At 71.7% G+C, this 19,106-nt stretch carries 19 protein-coding genes; all 19 read right to left on the bottom strand.

Going from position 1 to position 19,106, the window contains the following annotated elements:
- Nucleotides 1-9 precede the first annotated feature (9 nt).
- Nucleotides 10-600, bottom strand: a complete 591-nt coding sequence (locus tag AB0P08_RS07675; RefSeq protein WP_363589163.1) for a Trp biosynthesis-associated membrane protein — start codon at nt 598-600, stop codon at nt 10-12.
- Complete coding sequence (gene hisI, locus AB0P08_RS07670) at nt 597-980, bottom strand: phosphoribosyl-AMP cyclohydrolase (protein WP_363589161.1); 384 nt, start codon at nt 978-980, stop codon at nt 597-599. Before hisI ends, AB0P08_RS07675 begins: the two co-directional genes overlap by 4 nt.
- Entirely contained in the window at nt 977-1,738 is a 762-nt protein-coding gene (gene hisF / locus AB0P08_RS07665; protein ID WP_101845708.1) for an imidazole glycerol phosphate synthase subunit HisF, read from the bottom strand. Before hisF ends, hisI begins: the two co-directional genes overlap by 4 nt.
- Nucleotides 1,738-2,577, bottom strand: coding sequence for an ATP phosphoribosyltransferase (gene hisG, locus AB0P08_RS07660; RefSeq protein ID WP_363589159.1), 840 nt, complete (start codon nt 2,575-2,577; stop codon nt 1,738-1,740). The genes hisF and hisG overlap by 1 nt, the downstream gene beginning before the upstream one ends.
- A gap of 38 nt (nt 2,578-2,615) precedes the next feature.
- Entirely contained in the window at nt 2,616-2,879 is a 264-nt protein-coding gene (locus AB0P08_RS07655; RefSeq protein ID WP_363589157.1) for a phosphoribosyl-ATP diphosphatase, read from the bottom strand.
- Nucleotides 2,876-3,556: a ribulose-phosphate 3-epimerase gene (rpe, locus tag AB0P08_RS07650; RefSeq protein ID WP_363589155.1), complete on the bottom strand. Its 681-nt coding sequence runs from the start codon at nt 3,554-3,556 to the stop codon at nt 2,876-2,878. Before rpe ends, AB0P08_RS07655 begins: the two co-directional genes overlap by 4 nt.
- Before the next feature lie 4 nt (nt 3,557-3,560).
- Nucleotides 3,561-4,928: an RsmB/NOP family class I SAM-dependent RNA methyltransferase gene (locus AB0P08_RS07645; RefSeq protein ID WP_363589668.1), complete on the bottom strand. Its 1,368-nt coding sequence runs from the start codon at nt 4,926-4,928 to the stop codon at nt 3,561-3,563.
- A 92-nt stretch (nt 4,929-5,020) separates the two neighbouring features.
- The gene (locus AB0P08_RS07640; RefSeq protein WP_363589153.1) at nt 5,021-5,941 is read right to left on the bottom strand and encodes a methionyl-tRNA formyltransferase; all 921 of its coding nucleotides are present in this window, start codon (nt 5,939-5,941) and stop codon (nt 5,021-5,023) included.
- An 18-nt stretch (nt 5,942-5,959) separates the two neighbouring features.
- Nucleotides 5,960-7,918, bottom strand: a complete 1,959-nt coding sequence (locus tag AB0P08_RS07635) for a primosomal protein N' family DNA-binding protein (protein WP_363589666.1) — start codon at nt 7,916-7,918, stop codon at nt 5,960-5,962.
- A gap of 16 nt (nt 7,919-7,934) precedes the next feature.
- Nucleotides 7,935-9,128: a methionine adenosyltransferase gene (gene metK, locus AB0P08_RS07630; protein WP_363589151.1), complete on the bottom strand. Its 1,194-nt coding sequence runs from the start codon at nt 9,126-9,128 to the stop codon at nt 7,935-7,937.
- Nucleotides 9,129-9,216: 88 nt separating this feature from the next.
- Nucleotides 9,217-9,471: a DNA-directed RNA polymerase subunit omega gene (rpoZ, locus tag AB0P08_RS07625; protein WP_025103490.1), complete on the bottom strand. Its 255-nt coding sequence runs from the start codon at nt 9,469-9,471 to the stop codon at nt 9,217-9,219.
- Between the two features lie 109 nt (nt 9,472-9,580).
- The gene (gene gmk / locus AB0P08_RS07620; RefSeq protein WP_363589149.1) at nt 9,581-10,492 is read right to left on the bottom strand and encodes a guanylate kinase; all 912 of its coding nucleotides are present in this window, start codon (nt 10,490-10,492) and stop codon (nt 9,581-9,583) included.
- A complete protein-coding gene (gene pyrF / locus AB0P08_RS07615; RefSeq protein ID WP_363589147.1) occupies nt 10,485-11,330 on the bottom strand; it encodes an orotidine-5'-phosphate decarboxylase in 846 nt (281 codons plus the stop codon). The genes gmk and pyrF overlap by 8 nt, the downstream gene beginning before the upstream one ends.
- Nucleotides 11,327-14,614, bottom strand: coding sequence for a carbamoyl-phosphate synthase large subunit (gene carB, locus AB0P08_RS07610; RefSeq protein WP_363589145.1), 3,288 nt, complete (start codon nt 14,612-14,614; stop codon nt 11,327-11,329). Before carB ends, pyrF begins: the two co-directional genes overlap by 4 nt.
- The gene (carA, locus tag AB0P08_RS07605; RefSeq protein ID WP_312672477.1) at nt 14,614-15,792 is read right to left on the bottom strand and encodes a glutamine-hydrolyzing carbamoyl-phosphate synthase small subunit; all 1,179 of its coding nucleotides are present in this window, start codon (nt 15,790-15,792) and stop codon (nt 14,614-14,616) included. Before carA ends, carB begins: the two co-directional genes overlap by 1 nt.
- Nucleotides 15,789-16,301 carry a PH-like domain-containing protein gene (locus tag AB0P08_RS07600; RefSeq protein ID WP_187661502.1) on the bottom strand — a complete coding sequence of 171 codons (513 nt, stop codon included), beginning with the start codon at nt 16,299-16,301 and terminating at the stop codon, nt 15,789-15,791. Before AB0P08_RS07600 ends, carA begins: the two co-directional genes overlap by 4 nt.
- A complete protein-coding gene (locus AB0P08_RS07595) occupies nt 16,298-17,602 on the bottom strand; it encodes a dihydroorotase (protein WP_363589142.1) in 1,305 nt (434 codons plus the stop codon). The genes AB0P08_RS07600 and AB0P08_RS07595 overlap by 4 nt, the downstream gene beginning before the upstream one ends.
- The gene (locus AB0P08_RS07590; RefSeq protein WP_062634500.1) at nt 17,599-18,564 is read right to left on the bottom strand and encodes an aspartate carbamoyltransferase catalytic subunit; all 966 of its coding nucleotides are present in this window, start codon (nt 18,562-18,564) and stop codon (nt 17,599-17,601) included. The genes AB0P08_RS07595 and AB0P08_RS07590 overlap by 4 nt, the downstream gene beginning before the upstream one ends.
- On the bottom strand, nt 18,561-19,091 hold the full coding sequence (pyrR, locus tag AB0P08_RS07585; protein WP_259954496.1) for a bifunctional pyr operon transcriptional regulator/uracil phosphoribosyltransferase PyrR: 531 nt from the start codon (nt 19,089-19,091) through the stop codon (nt 18,561-18,563). Before pyrR ends, AB0P08_RS07590 begins: the two co-directional genes overlap by 4 nt.
- Between the last annotated feature and the right edge of the window lie 15 nt (nt 19,092-19,106).

Below are 19,106 nucleotides of genomic sequence, written 5' to 3'. Positions count from 1 at the left end.
CTATCGGGGTCAGCGCGTCGGGTCGGACCCCCGGGACAGCTCGTCCCAGGAATCGACCGCGTCGACGGGGCCGTCGTGCGGCGCATCGGTCGGCGCGTCGGTGCGGTAGCGACGGCCGCCGACCTTCCAGCGCCGCCAGGTCGTCAGCACGAGGACGGCGGCGGCGAGCAGGATCACCCAGCCGGCGAGGGCGAGGTACGGCCAGACGGAGGGGACGATGCTCGCCGCGACCTCGTGGACCGCTCCGCTTCCGGCGAGTCCCGTCGTCTCGGTGACGGTCGCGGCCACCGCGCCGTACGCGTCGCCGAGGAGGACCTGCAGCGTGGACCAGCCCAGGAACACGGCGGCCGCGGCGGCCAGCACCCCGAAGACGAGACGCACGGCCCGGCCGGCGATCGCGAGAGCCGCACCCAGCGCGAGCACGGCGAGGCTCAGCGGCGCGAGCAGCACGAGAGCGGAGGCGCCGGGGACGAGGATGTCCTCCCCCGCGTCCGCCCGCTGCACGGTGAACCAGGTCTGCGTGGAGGAGATGATCCCGATGGCGCCGGCCAGCAGGAAGCCCGTCACGGAGAGGGAGCGGCCGCGCTGCGCGATGCTCACGAGGCCGCCGCCCCGTCGACGGCGTCCAGGTCGGTGGTGTCGAAGCACGTCCGCGTCCCGGTGTGGCACGCGGGGCCGGTCTGGTCGACGAGGAGCAGGAGCGCGTCCCCGTCGCAGTCGAGGCGGGCCTCCCGCACGACCTGGATATGCCCGGAGGTGTCACCCTTGCGCCAGTACTCCTGGCGGGAGCGGGACCAGTAGGTCGCGCGGCCCGAGGTGAGCGTGCGGCGCAGGGCCTCGGCGTCCACCCAGGCGAGCATGAGCACCTCGCGCGAATCCCACTGCTGCACGATGATCGGGGCGAGCCCGTCCGCGTTGAACGCGACCTGGGCGATGCGGTCGTCGATGGAGACCTCGTCCTGCTTCGGCGTGTCGGTCATCGGACGAGCACTCCTTCCGCGCGCAGCGCATCCTTCACGTCACCCACGGTCAGGGCTCCGGTGTGGAACACGCTGGCCGCGAGCACAGCGTCCGCCCCCGCCTTGATGGCCGGCGCGAAGTCGGTCGCCCGCCCCGCACCGCCGGAGGCGATCACCGGGATCGGCGCCACTTCGCGCATGAGGCGGACGAGCTCGAGATCGAAGCCGTCGCGCGTGCCGTCGGCGTCGATCGAGTTCACGAGCAGCTCCCCCGCCCCGCGCTCCGCGGCCTCGCGCGCCCAGTCGAGCGCGTCCAGCGTGGTCTGCGTACGACCGCCGTGCGTGGTCACGACGAAGCCGGAACGGGTGGTGTCGGCGCGCTTGACGTCGAGCGAGAGCACGAGCACCTGGGCGCCGAAGCGATCCGCGATCTCGCCGATGAGCTCGGGACGGGCGATCGCCGCGGAGTTCACGCCGACCTTGTCCGCACCGACCGAGAGGAGCCGCGCGACGTCGTCGACGCTGCGCACGCCGCCGCCCACCGTCAGCGGCACGAAGACCTGCTCTGCGGTGCGCTGCACGACGTCGTAGGTCGTCGCCCGCGCATCCACGGTCGCGGTGACGTCGAGGAACGTGATCTCGTCGGCGCCCTGGGCCGCGTAGTGACGGGCGAGCTCCACCGGATCACCCATGTCGCGGAGGTTCTCGAAGTTGACGCCCTTGACGACGCGGCCGTCGGCGACGTCCAGGCACGGGATGACGCGACTCGCGAGGGTCATCAGAGCCTCGCCGCGTGGATCGCCGTGACGAGGATGGCCCGGGCACCGAGGGCGTAGAGGTCGTCCATCACCTGATTGACGCGGCGCCGGGGGATCATCACGCGGACGGCCACCCAGGACGGGTCGCGGAGCGGCGAGATGGTCGCGGACTCCCGACCGGGGGCGATGGCCACGGCCTGATCGACCAGCTCGGTGGGGAGGTCGTAGTCGAGGAGCACGTAGCGGCGTGCGACCATGACACCGCGGAGCCGGCGCAGCAGCGTATCCACGCCGTCGGCCTCGCCGGGACGGCTGATGAGCACGGCCTCGGACTCCAGGATCACGGGGCCGAAGATCTCCAGCCCCGCCTGCCGCAGGGTGGTGCCGGTGGACACGACGTCGGCGACCGCATCGGCGACGCCGAGGCGCACCGCGGACTCGACCGCGCCGTCGAGCTGCACGAGCTCGGCGTTCACACCCTGGTCGCGGAGGAAGGAGCCCACCAGACCCGGGTAGGCGGAGGCGACGCGGACGCCGTCGAGGTCCTCGACCGAGGTGAAGCGTCCGGGAGGACCGGCGAAGCGGAACGTGGACGCCCCGAATCCGAGCTGCTCGATCTCGCGCGCCGGCTGCTGCACATCCAGGAGGAGGTCGCGACCGGTGATGCCGACATCGAGGGCACCGGAGGCCACGTACGTGGCGATGTCACGGGGGCGGAGGAAGAAGAACTCGACGTCGTTCTCGGCGTCGATGACATGCAGGGTCTTGGGGTCGCGGCGGCCGGCGTAGCCCGCCTCCGCGAGCATCTCGGCGGCGGTCTCGGAGAGCGAGCCCTTGTTGGGAACGGCGATGCGCAGCATGAACGGCTTTCAGTTCGAAGGAGTGGGACCGGAGCGCATCACAGATGTCGATAGACGTCCTGCAGCGTGAGGCCCTTCGCGAGCATCATCACCTGCAGGTGGTAGAGGAGCTGCGAGATCTCCTCGGCTGCGGCGGCGTCCGACTCGTACTCCGCTGCCATCCAGACCTCGGCGGCCTCTTCGACGATCTTCTTGCCGATCGAATGCACGCCGCCGTCGAGCTCCGCGACGGTGCCCGATCCCTCGGGGCGGGTCTCGGCCTTGACGCTGAGCTCGGCGAACAGCTCGTCGAAAGTCTTCACCCCTCCAGGCTACCGGCTCGCGCGAGGTCCCTGAGCCGGGTGACGGCCGCCTCCACGTCGTCCGCACCGTAGACCGCGGAGCCGGCGACGAAGGTGTCCGCCCCCGCTTCGGCAGCCTGGGCGATCGTCGCGTCGGAGATCCCGCCGTCGACCTGGAGCCAGACGGACGAGCCGCGCCGCCGGGTCTCCGCGGACAGCGCCTGCAGCTTCGGCATGGTCTCCGGCATGAATCCCTGGCCTCCGAAGCCGGGCTCCACGGTCATCACGAGGATCTGGTCGAACTCGTCCAGCAGCTCGAAGAGTCCCTCGACGGGCGTCGCGGGCTTGACCGCCACCCCCGCACGGGCGCCGATGTCACGCAGCCGACGCGCGAGCGCCACCGGCTCCCCCGCCGCCTCCAGGTGGAAGGTCACGCTCGCGGCACCGAGTTCGGCGTAGCCGGGGGCCCAGCGATCCGGATCCGTGATCATGAGATGCACGTCCAGCGGGACCGGGCTGGTCTCCTGGATGCGCTGGACCATCTGCGGACCGAAGGTGAGGTTCGGGACGAAGTGGTTGTCCATGACGTCGACGTGCGCGAAGTCGGCCGTCGCGATGCGCGCGAGTTCCGCCTGCATGTTGACGAAGTCCGCGGCGAGGATGCTGGGGTTGATGCGCGGGGCGCGGGGCAGATCCATGGTCTCAACCTTCCTTCGGGGCTTCTGTCGCATCGCCGGGGCGCTGCAGGAGTGCGAGGAACATCGCGTCGGTGCCGTGGCGATGCGGCCAGAGCTGTGCGCTGCCGGTCTGCGAGCGGCCGTCGTCGGCGAGGTCGATCGGCGACTGGGCCACGCCGCTCAGCACGGCGCGGGCGTCGAGTTCGACGAGCTCAGGGCGCAGGCGCCGCACCTCCTCGACCACCGCCGTCGTCTCCGCGAGGTGGGGCGAGCAGGTGACGTACGCGACGATGCCTCCGGGAGCCAGAGCCTCCACGGCCGCCGTCAGCAGACCGACCTGCAGCGGCACGAGCTCGGCGACGTCCGCCGGGGACTTGCGCCACCGGGCCTCCGGGCGCCGACGGAGGGCGCCGAGGCCGGTGCAGGGGGCGTCGACCAGGATCCGGTCGAACGCGCCGGGCCGCTCGGCGGCCAGCTCCCGGCCGTCGCGCTCGTGGACGGTGACGTCGCCCGGGACGGCTCGCAGGGCGTTGCGCACGAGTCGGGCCCTGGTGGGCACGACCTCGTTGGCCTCCAGCACCGCGTCGTTCTCCCGAGCGACGGCGGCGAGCAGAGCTGTCTTCCCGCCGGGGCCCGCGCACAGGTCGAGCCACCGCTCCCCCTGACGGACCGGGGTCGCCGCGGTCAGCGCGAGCGCGACGAGCTGCGACCCTTCGTCCTGCACGCGGACCGCGTCCTCGGAGGCGGTCAGCGCGAGACGCGGATCGCCCCCCGGAGACGCGAATGCCGTGGCGGCGTAGGGCCGACGAGGCTCCTGCGGCTCCGCGAGCCCGGGGAGGGCGACGAGCGTGACCTCGGGCGAGACGTTGTCGGCCTCCAGCAGGGCGTCCAGTTCCTCGACGCGCCCCTCGGCGGCGAGGGCGCGACGCAGCGCCCGGATGATCCACACCGGGTGCGCAGCACGGAGCGCCAGCCGTTCATCGTCCGACCGTGCCGCCGCCTCGATGCGCGCGAGCCACTCCTGGGGCGACTCCCGGGCGATCCGCCGGAGCACCGCGTTCGCGAAGCTGGACGCCCCGCGACCGGCGTCGAGCGCGACGAGGTTCACCGACTCGTTCACGGCGGCGTGCGGGGCCACCCGCGTCGCGAGGAGCTGGTGCACGGCGAGCCGGAGCGCGTCGAGCACCGCGAGGTCGATCGCGTCGGCCGGACGATCCGCGGCCGCGGCGATGATCGCGTCGTACGTGCCGCGGCGACGGAGTGTGCCGTAGGTCAGTTCCGTCGCCAGGGCCGCGTCCTGCGGGTTCAGCCCGGCCTCGGCAATCGCGGTCGGCAGCAGCAGGTTCGCGTAGGCGTCGGAGTCCGACACCGCTCTGATCACGTCGTACGCCACTCGGCGTGCCGGCTGGACCGTCCGGTCGGGGCCGCGGCCGTTCCGCGTCCGGTCCTCGCGCTGCGGGCCGCTGCCGGGGCGTCGCCGGTCGTTCACGAGCCGGCCACCGGGGTCGTGCCCTGCAGGCCGCGCCACCAGTCGGCGGCGTTCATGGGTCCCTTACCCGCGGGTTGCAGCCGGGTGACGGCGAGCGGTGAGGTGGCCGTCCCGATCAGGACCTCCGCTCGCGTGCCCGCCACGGCACCCGGTGGCAGATCCTCCCCCTCGGCACCCGCGGGTCGTGCCTCGAGGATCTTGAGCCGCTGGCCGTCGATCGTCGTGTGCGCCCCCGGCTCCGGAGTGACCCCGCGGAACCGGGCGTACACGACGTCGAACGGCTCGCGGAAGTCCAGGAGACCGTCCTCGAGCGTCAGCTTGGCGGCGAACGTCGGCTCGCCCTCCTGCGGCACCGCGTGGGCAGTCCCATCCGCGATCGCCGCGACCACGTCCGCGGTGAGAGCCGCGCCGTCGAGGGCCAAGGCCTCCAGCGCCTCCCCCGCCGTCGATGTGCCCGGCAGTTCAACGGCGCGCGTCGCGAACACGTCGCCGGCATCGAGTTCCGGGACGAGCTGGAAGACGCTCGCGCCGAGGACCGGATCTCCGGCGATCAGGGCGCGCTGCACCGGCGCGGCGCCGCGCCAGGCCGGCAGGAGCGAGAAGTGCAGGTTGATCCACCCGGCCTCCGGCGTGGACAGCAGAGGCTCGCGGACGAGCCCGCCGTACGCGACGATCACGCCGAGCTCGGGGCGCAGGGCAGCGATCTCCTCCGTCACCGCGTCGTCGAGGCGCGCGGCGTGGATGACGGGCAGGCCGAGTTCGGCCGCGGCCTGGGCGACGGGCGAGGGAGTGAGCACACGCTTGCGCCCGAGGGGGGCGTCGGGGCGTGTCACGACGGCGGCGATGTCGTGCTCGACGGCCAGGCGTCGCAGAGTGGGGACCGCGGCGGCGGGAGTGCCGGCGAAGACGAGGCGCATGAAGGTTCTCCGGAAGGGTCAGAGTTCTGGATCGAGGATATCGAGGCGGACCGAGAGCGTGCTGCGGACGGCCTTGGCCCGACCGCGGCGACCGCTCACCGCCTCGGCCACGACGGCCGCACGGAGGGTGGTCGCGACGCGGCTTCCCGCGCCGTAGTCGAAGCGTACGAGAGCCCGGACCCGCGGGGGGACGTCGTCCGATTCGACGGGGACGGGACCGAGGACCGCGTCCCCGGGCAGTGAGAGCTCGGAGAGCGCCTCCAGAGCACGGGCGACCGCGGCGGCGGATCCCTCCACGAGCGCGACGCGGGCGGTCGGCGGCATGTGCAGCGGCGCCCGCTGCTCCAGCTCGGTGCGCGCGTAGGCGGCGTGGTTCCAGGTCGCCAGGGCCCTGGCGACGGCGCCGTCCACACCGACGAGGTGGACGGGAGCGCCGGGAGCGGCCAGAGCGGCCGCGTTCGACCACCACCGCAGGCAGGCTTCGCCGATGCGCAGATCCGGCGCCTGCAGCATGCGCGGCCCGTCGAGCAGGACGACGGCACGGTAGCCGCCCTCCGCGAGCGGCTCGGCGCCGCGGGTGGCCACCACCAGCGCCGGACGCGCGTCGACGCGCTCGACGGGGTGGCTGCCGTCCGCGACGATGACGCGGACGCCGGGGAACGCGCGGCCCAGCTCATCGGCGGTCCGTTCGCTTCCCGACGAGGCGAGCCGGAGACGGGTCGAGGAGCACGCCGGGCACGTCCATGCCCTGGCACCGCGCCCGCACCACCCGCATACCGGGACCGCGCCGCGATGGCGGGCGCCGAGGGGGCCGCCGCAGTGCGGGCATCGGGCGGGGGCTCGGCAGTCGGCGCAGACGAGGGACGGCGCGAAGCCGGGCCGCGAGACCTGGATGAGCACGGGTCCCTCCGCGGCCGCGTTCCTGGCGGCGAGGAAGGCCGACGACGGCATGCGCTGCGGCGTCGGCTGCTCCATCTCCTGGGGCGTGCTGAGCACCACACGCGGCAGCACGCGCCGGGCCGCGCGGATGTCCTGCAGCCAGCCGCGCGCCACGAGCCGCTCCACCTCGGTCGTCCGCGTATGACCGGCGAAGAGCAGTGCCGATCCCTCCGCCTCCTGCCGCAGCAGCGCCGCATCCCGGGCGTGGACGTAGGGAGCGAGCGGCTCGCCCAGCAGGCTGTCGCCGTCGTGCCACACCGCCACGAGACCGGCGACGACGGGGGCGTACACCGCGGACCTGTTCCCGACGACGATGCAGGGCGCGTCCTCGAGCGTGCGCAGGAAGGAGCGGTAGCGGTCCGGGTTGGTCTGTCGGGAGTCGTGCCGCGCGATCGCCTCCGGGGGGACGAACCCGTCGAGGGCCGCCAGGAGCCGATCGAGGTCGCGGTGGTCCGGGACGACGAGGATGCTCGACTTCCCCGCCGCGAGTGTCGTCGCAGCGGCTGCAGCCAGCATGCGCGCCCAACCGGGTGCGTCATCGGTCAGCTGCGGGATGGCCTCGACCGCCGCACGACCGCTCTCGTCGAGCACCGCCTGCAGCCCGTCGTACAGCCCGACGACGGACGCAGCCGCGTCTCGGGCGTCGGGCTCCGGCTGCGGGATCGGAGAATCGGCGGTCCAGGCCTTCTCGACGCGCACCTGCCGCTTCGGGATGACCAGCCGCAGCACGTCGGACGCCGACCCCGCCGCGCGATCGGCGACCCGCCGAGCCAGTCGGTACAGACGATCCGGCAGCACGGGGACGCTCGACACGATGCTCTCGACCTCGGAGAGCGGCCGATCGGCGTCGTCCTCCACGTCCAGTTCCACCACGAACCCGTCGACCACACGGCCGGCGGTCCGCAGGGGGACACGCACCCGGACCCCGGGCTCGACGTCACCGAGCTCCGGAGGAAGGGCGTAGTCGAACAGGCGGTCGAGCTGCGGCAGTGGGGATTCCAGGAGCACCCGGGCGATGCGCCGGCTCTCCGGAGAGATCAGCACCGCGGCCTCGTCAGAGCCCGGCAGCGCGCCGCAGCTCCTCGGCCCGGTCCGTCCGCTCCCACGTGAAGTCCGGCAGCTCCCGACCGAAGTGCCCGTAGGCCGCCGTCTGGGCGTAGATCGGCCGCAGCAGGTCGAGCTGCTCGATGATGGCCTGCGGCCGCAGGTCGAACACCTCGTCGATGGCCCGGGTGATGACCTCGTCGGACACCCGTCCCGTGCCGAAGGTCTCCACGTACAGGCCGACAGGGCGCGCGACACCGATCGCGTAGGCGACCTGTACCTCGAGGCGGTCGGCGAGGCCCGCAGCGACCGCGTTCTTGGCGACCCAGCGGGTCGCGTACGCACCCGAGCGGTCGACCTTCGACGGGTCCTTGCCGCTGAAGGCACCGCCCCCGTGCCGTGCGGCTCCCCCGTAGGTGTCGATGATGATCTTGCGTCCGGTGAGCCCGGCATCCCCCTTCGGGCCGCCCGTGACGAAGGGCCCCGCGGGGTTGATGTAGTAGGTGACGTCGTCGAGGTCGAGGCCCGTCGTGGCGAGGACCGGATCGATGACGTGCTCGCGGATCTGCGCCTTCAGGTCGTCCTGGGCGATGTCCGGGTTGTGCTGCGTGGACAGCACGACGGCGTTGACGGTCTTCGGGGTGAAGCCGTCATAGCCGAGGGTGACCTGCGTCTTGCCGTCGGGGCGCAGGAAGGGGAGCAGCCCGCTGCGGCGCACCTCCGTCAGACGTTCGGCGATGCGGTGGGCGGTCCACGCGGCCATCGGCATGAGCTGCGGGGTCTCGTTGGTGGCGAACCCGAACATGATGCCCTGGTCGCCGGCGCCGAGACCGTCGAGCGGATCCACGGACGAGCCGTCCCGGTGCTCCTGGGCGTTGTCGACGCCGTGGGCGATGTCCGTGGACTGCTCCCCCACCGAGACGCTGACGCCGCAGGAATCGCCGTCGAAGCCGGTGTCGGAAGACGTGTAGCCGATGCCGTTCACGACCTGCCGGACGATCGTCGGGATGTCGACGTAGGCCTCGGTGCGGATCTCCCCGGCGACGTGCACGAGCCCGGTCGTGACGAGCGTCTCGACCGCGACCCGGGAGCCCGGGTCCTTCGCGAGCAGTCCATCGAGGATGCTGTCCGAGATCTGGTCGCAGATCTTGTCCGGATGCCCTTCGGTGACGGACTCGGACGTGAACAGACGCAGCGCGCTCATCGATGCTCCAGAACGGGGACGGACGGTGGGAGGGTGTGGCACCCATTCTGGACCGCGCCACCGACGTCGCGGCGGCGCGGTCGCCGAGTCACTCCGCGTGACGCAGGCGGAGCTTGTCCTCGTTGATCTCGTGCAGGGCGATGGTGAGCGGCTTGTCCTCGACCGAGGAGTCGACGAGCGGGCCCACGTTGTCGAAGAGGTTGCCCTCGTGCAGGTCGGAGTAGTAGTCGTTGATCTGACGGGCGCGCTTGGCGGCGTAGATGACGAGCTCGTACTTGGAGTCGACGCGCTCCAGCAGGTTGTCGATGGGGGGATCGATGATGCCGTTGTTGCGTCCGGCCATGGGTGGACCTCCTGATCAGGCGACGGGATTCGCCGCGAAGACGATGCTGCGGGCGCGCGACCCTTCGACGAGCTCAGGGACCGGCGTGGTGCTCGACCCGGGAATCAGGTCAGCGCGCAGAGCTTGTAGACAAGTCTACGACCTCGCGGGCGGCGGTGGCGACGTCCTCGTTCACGATGAGGTGGTCGAACTCGTTCTGCGCCGCCAGCTCGACCTTCGCGGTGCGCAGCCGCCGGGCGCGTTCCTCGGCGTCCTCGGTGCCGCGGCCGACCAGCCTGTGCACCAGCTCGTCCCAGCTCGGCGGCAGGAGGAAGATCAGCGTCGCGGACGGCTCCGCATCGCGCACCTGGCGCGCGCCCTGCAGGTCGATCTCCAGCAGGACGGTCTTCCCCTCCGCCAGTGCGGCGTCGATCGGGGCGCGCGGGGTGCCGTAGCGCGAGCGGTTGTGGACCACCGCATACTCCAGCAGCTCGCCGTCGGCGACCAGGCGGTCGAACTCGGCGTCGTCCACGAAGTAGTAGTGCACACCGTCGATCTCGCCCGGGCGCGGCGGCCGGGTGGTCGCCGAGACGGACAGGTGGATCTCCGGGTTGTTCTCGCGGATGTGCGCGGCGACGGTCCCCTTGCCCACCGCCGTGGGGCCGGCGAGGACGAGGAGCCGGCTGCGTGCCCCACGGGGGGCCGGAACGGGGAAGCGCTCGTCGAGCCACTCCTCCAGCACTCGGCGTTGACGGGCGCCGAGTCCGCCGAGGCGCTTGACCGGCGAGATGTGGAGCTGCTCCAGCACCCGGTCGCGCTTGCCCGCGCCGATCGCGGGGAGGGCGAGGAGGAAGTCGGTGATGCGCATGGAGCCCTCGACCGAGTCGGGATCCTCCGTCGCGCGATGCAGCACGGCCTGCGGGGTGACGACGCGCATGGTGAGGTCACGCTTGAGCGAGGCCCTGGCGCGCCGTCGCTCGACCGCTCGACGTGCGGCGGCGGCCCTGTCGACCTCGGGGACGGTGCGGCGTTCCTCAGCCACGGCTGACCTCTCGATACTGGGCGGCACGGTCGGCGATCGTCTCGGCGAGGGCCGCCGGGCCCGCGGAGAGGAGGCTGCGGCTCTCGCTCGCGATCACCGAGCCGGCCTGGGGGCCGAAGCGGCGGACGAGATCCGCGGGAGTGGCGCCCTGTGCGCCGAAGCCGGGGGCGAGGATCGGGGCGACGGGCGCGAACGGAGTCAGCCCCGCTTCCACCGCGTCCACCGTGGCACCGATGACGAAGCCGAAGCTCCCCCACTCCCCCTCGGGCGTTCCGGTGGCGTTCCGGCGCGACACCTCGGCGATCACGGCCGCGGACACGGTCTCGCCGTCCGCGGTCGTCGCGCGCTGCAGCACGGTCGCCTCAGGGTTGCTGGTCGCGGCGAGGACGAAGAGCCCCTTGCCGTGCTCCTCCGCGAGGGCGAACGCACCCTCCAGCGCACCGACGCCGAGGTACGGGTTCAGCGTCAGGGCATCCGCCTCCAGCGGCGCGCCCGCGGGGAGCCAGGCCTGAGCGTAATCCGCCATCGTCGACCCGATATCGCCGCGCTTGGCGTCGGCGATCACCAGCAGTCCGGCCGCGCGCGCGGCCGCCAGCACCTCCTCGAGGGCGGCGAACCCGGCCGCGCCGTACCGCTCGAAGAACGACACCTGCGGCTTCACGAGACCGGCGCGACCGGCGGCCGCCTCGACGGTACGGAGCCCGAACTCCCGGACTCCGGCAGCATCGGCGGTCAGCCCCCACGCCGCCAGCAGAGCGGCGTGGGGGTCGATGCCGACACAGAGCGAGCCGTGCGCCTCCAGCGCGGCGCGGACCCGCTCGCCGAAGCGTTCCGTCATACCGCGGCCATCCGGTCCTGCGCGTACTCCTGCAGGCTCTTGACCTGGAAGCCCTCGTGCGCGGCGTCCATCCCGCTCACGGCCGCACCGAGCACGGCGATGGTCGTGAAGAGTGCCTTGTCCGCGGCCACCGCGGCGGCGCGGATCTCGTAGCCGTCCGCGCGAGCGGCACCACCCGACGGGGTGTTCACGACGATGTCGATCTCCCCGTCGTTGATGAGGTCGACGATGTTCCGGGCTCCGGACTCCTGCGTCTCGCTGTACTTCTCGACCACCGTGACGGCGATGCCGTTGCGCGACAGGATCTCCGCCGTGCCCTCGGTCGCCACGATCGTGAAGCCGAGCTGCTGGAGGCGGTGCGCCGGGAGGATCACCGCACGCTTGTCGGAGTCGGCGACCGAGATGAACACGGTTCCCGACGTCGGCATGCCGCCGTAGGCCGCGGCCTGGGACTTCGCGAACGCGGTCGGGAAGTCCCGGTCGATGCCCATGACCTCGCCGGTCGAGCGCATCTCCGGGCCGAGGACCGAGTCGACGGTCTTGCCGTCGGCGGTGCGGAACCGCTTGAAGGGCAGCACGGCCTCCTTGACCGAGACCGGGGCGTCCAGCGGGACGCGCGAGCCGTCCTGCTCGGGCAGCATCCCCTCGGCGCGGAGCTCGGCGATCGTCGAGCCGGCTATGATGCGGCTGGCAGCCTTCGCCATCGGGATGCCCAGCGCCTTCGAGACGAACGGTACCGTGCGGCTCGCCCGGGGATTCGCCTCGATGACGTAGAGCACGCCGGCGCTGATCGCGAACTGCACGTTCAGCAGACCGCGCACGCCGACGCCCTGTGCGATGGCGAGGGTGGCCTCGCGGACGCGGTCGACGTCGCTGCGACCGAGCGAGACCGGCGGCAGCGTGCAGCTCGAGTCGCCGGAGTGGATGCCGGCTTCCTCCAGGTGCTCCATGACGCCGCCGATGAAGAGGTCGGTGCCGTCGTACAGGGCGTCCACATCGAGCTCGATCGCGTCGTCGAGGAACCGGTCGACCAGGAGCGGCTTGCCCTCCTCGATCACGACCTCGCCGGCCGTCCGCACGAAGTAGTCGCGCAGCGCATCGGTGCCGTAGACGATCTCCATGCCGCGACCGCCGAGCACGAAGCTCGGGCGCACGAGCACGGGGTAGCCGATCTCCTCGGCGATGCGCACCGCGCCCTCCACGTCGATCGCCGTGCCGTTGCGCGGCGCCAGCAGCCCAGCCTCGTCGAGCAGTCGCGAGAACAGCTCGCGCTCCTCGGCCAGGTCGATGGCCTCCGGGCTCGTCCCCAGGACCGTGTAGCCGGCCGCCTCGATGCCCTTCGCGAGCCCGAGCGGGGTCTGGCCGCCGAGCTGGCAGACGACGCCGAGGATGGTGCCGCTCGCCGCCTCCGCGTCCAGGACCTCCAGGACGTCCTCGAGCGTCAGCGGCTCGAAGTACAGCCGGTCGGACGTGTCGTAGTCGGTCGACACGGTCTCCGGGTTGCAGTTGATCATCACGGTCTCGAAGCCCGCGTCCGACAGCGCGAACGAGGCGTGCACGCAGGAGTAGTCGAACTCGACGCCCTGACCGATGCGGTTCGGGCCGGAGCCGATGATGACGACCTTGGTGCGCTCGGACGGCGCGACCTCGGTCTCGGCGTCGTAGCTCGAGTAGTGGTACGGCGTCAGCGCGGGGAACTCCCCCGCGCACGTGTCGACCGTCTTGTAGACGGGGCGGATGCCGAGGCCGTGGCGCACGCCGCGGATCTCGGCCTCGCTCTCGCCGCGGAGCTGGGCGATCTGCGCGTCGGAGAAGCCGTGCTCCTTGGCGTAGCGCAGCGTCGCGTCGTCCAGCTCGCCGGCGGTGCGCACGACCTCGGCGACCTCGTTGATGAGGACGATCTGATCGAGGAACCAGGGGTCGATGGCCGTGGCCTCGAACGCCTGCTCGATGGTCGCGCCCTTGCGCAGCGCCTGCTGCAGGGTGACGATCCGGCCGTCGGTCGGGGTCTTCGCGATCTCGAGCAGTTCCTCGACGGTGCGCGGCTCCTCGCCCCAGTGGAAGCTGGAGCCCCGCTTCTCGAGCGACCGCAGCGCCTTCTGCAGCGCGGTGGCGTAGTTGCGGCCGATGGCCATCGCCTCGCCGACCGACTTCATGGTCGTGGTGAGGGTGGCGTCGGCGGCCGGGAACTTCTCGAACGCGAAGCGCGGGACCTTCACGACCACGTAGTCGAGCGTCGGCTCGAAGCTGGCCGGGGTCACGCCGGTGATGTCGTTCGGGATCTCGTCGAGGCGGTAGCCGAGGGCGAGCTTGGCCGCGAGCTTGGCGATCGGGAAGCCGGTGGCCTTCGACGCCAGGGCGCTCGACCGGGAGACGCGCGGGTTCATCTCGATGACGATGATGCGCCCGTTCTCGGGGTTGACCGCGAACTGGATGTTGCAGCCACCGGTGTCCACGCCCACGGCGCGGATGATGTCGATGCCGATGTCGCGGAGCTTCTGGTACTCGCGGTCCGTCAGGGTCAGCGCCGGAGCCACCGTGATCGAGTCGCCGGTGTGCACGCCGACCGGGTCGACGTTCTCGATGGAGCAGACGACCACCGTGTTGTCGGCGGTGTCGCGCATGAGCTCGAGCTCGTACTCCTTCCAGCCGAGGATCGACTCCTCCAGGAGAACCTCCGTCGTCGGCGAGTCGCGCAGGCCGGCGCCGCCGATGCGGCGCAGGTCCTCCTCGTCGTAGGCGAAGCCGGAGCCCAGCCCGCCCATCGTGAAGGACGGGCGCACCACGAGCGGGTAGCCGAGCTGCTCGGCACCGGCGAGGAGGTCGTCCATGGTGTGGGCGATGACGCTCTTGGCCACGTCCGCGCCCGCCTCGAGGACGAGCTCCTTGAAGACCTGACGGTCCTCGCCCTTCTTGATGGCGTCCACCTTCGCGCCGATGAGCTCGACGTCGTACTTCTCGAGGATGCCCTGCTCGTGCAGCGCCATCGCGGCGTTCAGCGCCGTCTGACCGCCGAGCGTCGGCAGGATCGCGTCGGGCTTCTCCTTCGCGATGATCGTCTCGATCACCGCGGGGGTGATCGGCTCGATGTACGTCGCGTCGGCGAAGTCGGGGTCGGTCATGATCGTCGCCGGGTTCGAGTTGACGAGGATGACCCGGACGCCCTCCTCGCGGAGGACGCGGCACGCCTGGGTGCCGGAGTAGTCGAACTCGCAGGCCTGGCCGATGACGATCGGGCCGGAGCCGATGACGAGGACGGAGCGGATGTCGTCGCGCTTGGGCATTACTTTGCGTCCTTCTTGTTCGCGATGACCATGTCGCGGAAGCGGTCGAAGAGGTAGTTGGCGTCGTGCGGTCCGGCCGCGGCCTCGGGGTGGTACTGCACCGAGAAGGCGGGGATGTCGAGGGCGCGCAGGCCCTCCACGACGTTGTCGTTGAGGCCGACGTGGCTGACCTCGACCTTGCCGTAGCCGTGCGGGCTGTCGAACGAGCCCTCCAGGGGCGCCTCGACGGCGAAGCCGTGGTTGTGCGCGGTGATCTCCACCTTGCCCGTCTGCTTGTCCAGCACCGGCTGGTTGATGCCGCGGTGGCCGAACGGCAGCTTGTACGTGCCGAGACCCAGGGCGCGGCCGAGGAGCTGGTTGCCGAAGCAGATACCGAAGAAGGGCAGCCCGTCGTCGAGGACCGCGCGCAGCAGTTCGACGTGGTCGCCCGACGCCGCGGGGTCCCCGGGGCCGTTCGAGTAGAAGACGGCGACAGGCTCGATCGCCCGGATCTCGTCGATGCTCACGTCCTGCGGGAGGACGTGCACGTCGAAGCCGCGGGCGGCGAGGTTGTCGATCGTGGCCTGCTTCACACCCAGGTCGAGCACGGCGAGGTTGCCGATGCGCTCCCCCACCGCCGGGGTCACGGTCGCGCTCTCGACGGACACCTGCGCGGAGAGGTTGAGGCCGGTCATCTCCGGAGCCTCGCGGACGATGCGCAGCTGCTCCTCCGGGTCGAGCTCCGCGTCCGCACCCGAGAAGATGCCGCCGCGCATGGAGCCGGCGGAGCGGATGTGACGGGTGACCGCACGCGTGTCGATGCCACTGATGCCGACGATGCCGTCCTCGACGAGGACCTCGTCGAGGGACGCGTTCGCACGCCAGTTCGAGACGACGCGCGAGGGGTCGCGCACGATGTAGCCGGCGACCCAGATGCGGCGGGACTCGGTGTCCTCGTCATTCATGCCGGTGTTGCCGATGTGCGGGGCCGTCTGCAGGACGATCTGTCCGGCGTAGGACGGGTCGGTGATGGTCTCCTGGTATCCCGACATGCCGGTGGCGAACACGACCTCGCCGAGGGTGCGTCCGCGCGCGCCGTAGGCGCGTCCGCGGTGTCGGGTGCCGTCCTCGAGCACGAGGACGGCGGGATCGGGGAGGCGGGCCGCGGAGGCCTGCGGGGAGGAAGTCGAGAGGGTCATGACGTGGCTCCTGTGTCAGGGGCGGCGGGGATGAGCCGCTGCAGGTCGGAGATGAGGGTCGGGAGGTCGCCGCCGGTGAGGCGCACATAGCTGTCGACGACGGTCGCGTCGTCGACGTGCCACGCGATGCGCACGAGCCCGCCGGGCTCCACGACGCGATCGATGGTGACGGTCGCGCGGTCGACGGAGACCAGGCGGTCGGCGGCGAGGAAGACGGTGGGGGCACCGTCCAGGGCCAGCGCGATGCCGCGGTCGGTCACAGCCAGCTCGCCGCGTGCACGGAACGCCAGCGGGGTGATCGCGAGCCGTTCGAGGGGCTGCTCGTGCCGAGTGGTGGACACGTAGAGCACCTCGTCGCGGCGCGTCACCTCCGCGTGCTCCGGCACCCCGAGCGGGGCCGTGTACGCGGCATCGCGCCGCACTCGTCGTCGCCAGGCGAACAGCATCGACAGCAGGATGAGCAGCGCGACGGCGATGATGATCGCGACCGCGAGGTCCCGTGCGCTCATGCGCCGAGCTCCTCGACGACGGTGCCGCCGTCGACCGTGAGGACGCCGCCGTGCACCGTGTACTCCACGCGCCCGGGCAGGGCGCGGCCCAGGTAGGGCGAGTTCACGCTGCGCCCGTGCAGGTCCGCGGCGGTGAACACACCGTCGACCGCGGGGTCGTACAGCGTGATGTGCGCGGGCTGCCCGGCTGCGAGCGGCGTGCCGTGGCCGGAGAGCCGGCCGATGCGGGCGGGCGTCGAGCTCATGACGCGGGCGACGTCGGCCCAGCCGAGCAGACCGGTCTGCACCATCGACTGGTGCACGACGCGCAGGGCGCTCTCCAGACCGACCATGCCGTTCGCGGCGGCCTGCCACTCGCACGCCTTGTGCTCGCTGGGGTGCGGTGCGTGGTCGGTCGCGACGATGTCGATCGTGCCGTCGGCGAGACCCTCCCGAACCGCGAGGACGTCCTCCTCGCGGCGCAGCGGCGGGTTGACCTTGAACCGCGCGTCGTAGCCGCGGACGAGTTCGTCGGTGAGCAGCAGGTGGTGCGGCGTGACCTCCGCCGTGACGTCGACGCCTCGCTTCTTGGCCCAGCGGATGATGTCGACCGAGCCGGCCGTCGAGAGATGACACACGTGCAGCCGCGAGCCGACGTGCTCGGCGAGGAGCACGTCACGGGCGATGATCGATTCCTCGGCGACCGCCGGCCACCCGGCCAGCCCGAGCTCGGCCGAGACGGTGCCCTCGTTCATCTGGGCGCCCTCGGTGAGCCGCGGGTCCTGCGCATGCTGGGCGATGACGCCGTCGAAGGACTTCACGTACTCCAGAGCCCGGCGCATGATCAGCGGGTCCCAGACGCAGAAGCCGTCGTCGCTGAAGACCCGCACCTGGGCACGCGAGGTGGCCATGGCGCCGAGTTCCGCGAGGCGCTCGCCCTTCTGGCCCACGGTGACGGCGCCGATCGGCTGCACGGTCGCGTAGCCGGCCGCCTCGCCGAGGGCGAGCTCCTGCTCGACCACGCCCGCCGTGTCGGCGACCGGGGAGGTGTTCGGCATCGCGAACACGGCGGTGAACCCGCCCGCGGCGGCCGCTCTGGTGCCGGTGAGGATCGTCTCGGAGGCCTCGAACCCCGGCTCGCGCAGGTGGGTGTGCAGGTCGACGAGGCCCGGCAGCGCGACCAGGCCCGCGGCGTCGATCACTCGCGCACCGGTGCGGGTGAGCCCCGTCCCGACCTCGGCGATGACGCCCTCCTCGATGATGATGTCGGCGCCGTCCGCGCCGAGCAGCTGTGCACCGGTGATGACGAGGGTCTCGCTCACAGGTCTCCCCCTCGTTCGTCGTCTCGTTCTCCTGCCAGCAGCAGGTACAGCACCGCCATGCGCACGGAGACCCCGTTCGACACCTGTTCCAGCACCGTCGAACGGGGGGAATCGGCAGCTTCGGAGGAGATCTCCAGTCCCCGGTTCATGGGTCCGGGGTGCAGGACAATGCTACCGCCCGGCAGAGCCGCCACGCGCCGTGCGTCCAGGCCCCACCGGCGCGAATACTCCCGCTCAGTCGGGAAATACGCCGCGTTCATCCGCTCGAGCTGGATGCGCAGCATCATCACGGCGTCGGGCCCCTCCGCGAGGGCTTCGTCCAGGTCGTAGACCACGCGGACCGGCCACAAGGACACGTTCTGCGGAACCAGGGTCGGCGGCGAGACGAGCGTGACCTCGGCGCCGAGCGTCGTGAGCAGCCAGACGTTGGAGCGCGCCACCCGCGAGTGCAGCACGTCGCCGACGATCGTCACTCGGAGACCGGACAGATCGCGTCCGCGGCTGTCCGCTCCGAACCGGCGCTTGCGGATGGTGAAGGCGTCGAGGAGGGCCTGGGTGGGATGCTCGTGCGTACCGTCGCCGGCGTTCACGACCCCGGCGGAGATCCAGCCACTCGTGGCCAGGGTCTGCGGGGCGCCGGAGCCGGGGTGCCGCACGACGACCGCGTCGGCGCCGATGGCCTCGAGCGTCTGCGCGGTGTCCTTCAGGCTCTCGCCCTTCGAGACGCTGGAGCCCTTCGCGGCGAAGTTGATGACGTCGGCGGACAAACGCTTCGCCGCGGCCTCGAAGGAGATACGGGTGCGCGTGGAGTCCTCGAAGAAGAGGTTCACGACCGTCTTGCCACGGAGCGTGGGGAGCTTCTTGACCTCGCGGGACTGCGTGTCAGCCATGTCCTCGGCGACGTCGAGGATGCGCAGGGCGGTGGCTCTGTCGAGCGTGCGGGTGTCGAGAAGGTGCCTCATTCGCCGATCGTCACCTCCTCGGCGCCGTCGTTCTCGAACAGACGCACGTTGACGCGCTCGGTGCGCGCGGAGGGGATGTTCTTGCCCACGAAGTCCGGGCGGATGGGAAGCTCCCGGTGTCCGCGGTCGATGAGGATCGCGAGCCGCACGACGGCGGGACGGCCGATCGACTGCAGGGCGTCGAGCGCGGCGCGGATGCTCCGGCCGGAGAACAGGACGTCGTCGACGAGGACGACCGTCTTCCCGTCGATGCCGCCCGGGGGGATCTCCGTCGGTTGCGGCGACCGCGTCGGGTGCTTGGCGAGGTCGTCGCGGAAGAGCGTCACGTCGAGGGAGCCGACCGGGACGGAGACCTGGGCGATCTCGCTGATCAGGGCGGCGAGCCGGTGACCCAGCGTGACGCCGCGGGTCGGGATGCCCAACAGGACGAGGCCGTCGGCCCCGCGATTGGACTCGAGGATCTCGTGCGCGATCCGGGTCAGCGCTCGTGAGATGTCGGCTTGGTGCAGCACAGTGCGCACACTCATCAGCCGCTCCCTTCT

Origin of the sequence: Microbacterium meiriae (assembly GCF_040686935.1) — a bacterium.
GTDB classification, from domain to species: Bacteria; Actinomycetota; Actinomycetes; order Actinomycetales; family Microbacteriaceae; genus Microbacterium; species Microbacterium meiriae.
The sequence above is the reverse complement of the archived record's forward strand: the minus strand, read 5'-3'. Positions and strand labels throughout refer to the sequence as shown.

Coding starts and splice junctions, on each gene's coding strand:
- AB0P08_RS07600 (WP_187661502.1), bottom strand. CDS start 16,301: ATGAGCGCACGGGACCTCGCGGTCGCGATCATCATCGCCGTCGCGCTG.
- pyrR (WP_259954496.1), bottom strand. CDS start 19,091: ATGAGTGTGCGCACTGTGCTGCACCAAGCCGACATCTCACGAGCGCTG.
- metK (WP_363589151.1), bottom strand. CDS start 9,128: ATGAGCGCGCTGCGTCTGTTCACGTCCGAGTCCGTCACCGAAGGGCAT.
- AB0P08_RS07640 (WP_363589153.1), bottom strand. CDS start 5,941: ATGCGCCTCGTCTTCGCCGGCACTCCCGCCGCCGCGGTCCCCACTCTG.
- hisF (WP_101845708.1), bottom strand. CDS start 1,738: ATGACCCTCGCGAGTCGCGTCATCCCGTGCCTGGACGTCGCCGACGGC.
- carA (WP_312672477.1), bottom strand. CDS start 15,792: ATGACCCTCTCGACTTCCTCCCCGCAGGCCTCCGCGGCCCGCCTCCCC.
- rpe (WP_363589155.1), bottom strand. CDS start 3,556: ATGGATCTGCCCCGCGCCCCGCGCATCAACCCCAGCATCCTCGCCGCG.
- AB0P08_RS07590 (WP_062634500.1), bottom strand. CDS start 18,564: ATGAGGCACCTTCTCGACACCCGCACGCTCGACAGAGCCACCGCCCTG.
- pyrF (WP_363589147.1), bottom strand. CDS start 11,330: ATGACGGAACGCTTCGGCGAGCGGGTCCGCGCCGCGCTGGAGGCGCAC.
- hisG (WP_363589159.1), bottom strand. CDS start 2,577: ATGCTGCGCATCGCCGTTCCCAACAAGGGCTCGCTCTCCGAGACCGCC.
- rpoZ (WP_025103490.1), bottom strand. CDS start 9,471: ATGGCCGGACGCAACAACGGCATCATCGATCCCCCCATCGACAACCTG.
- carB (WP_363589145.1), bottom strand. CDS start 14,614: ATGCCCAAGCGCGACGACATCCGCTCCGTCCTCGTCATCGGCTCCGGC.
- hisI (WP_363589161.1), bottom strand. CDS start 980: ATGACCGACACGCCGAAGCAGGACGAGGTCTCCATCGACGACCGCATC.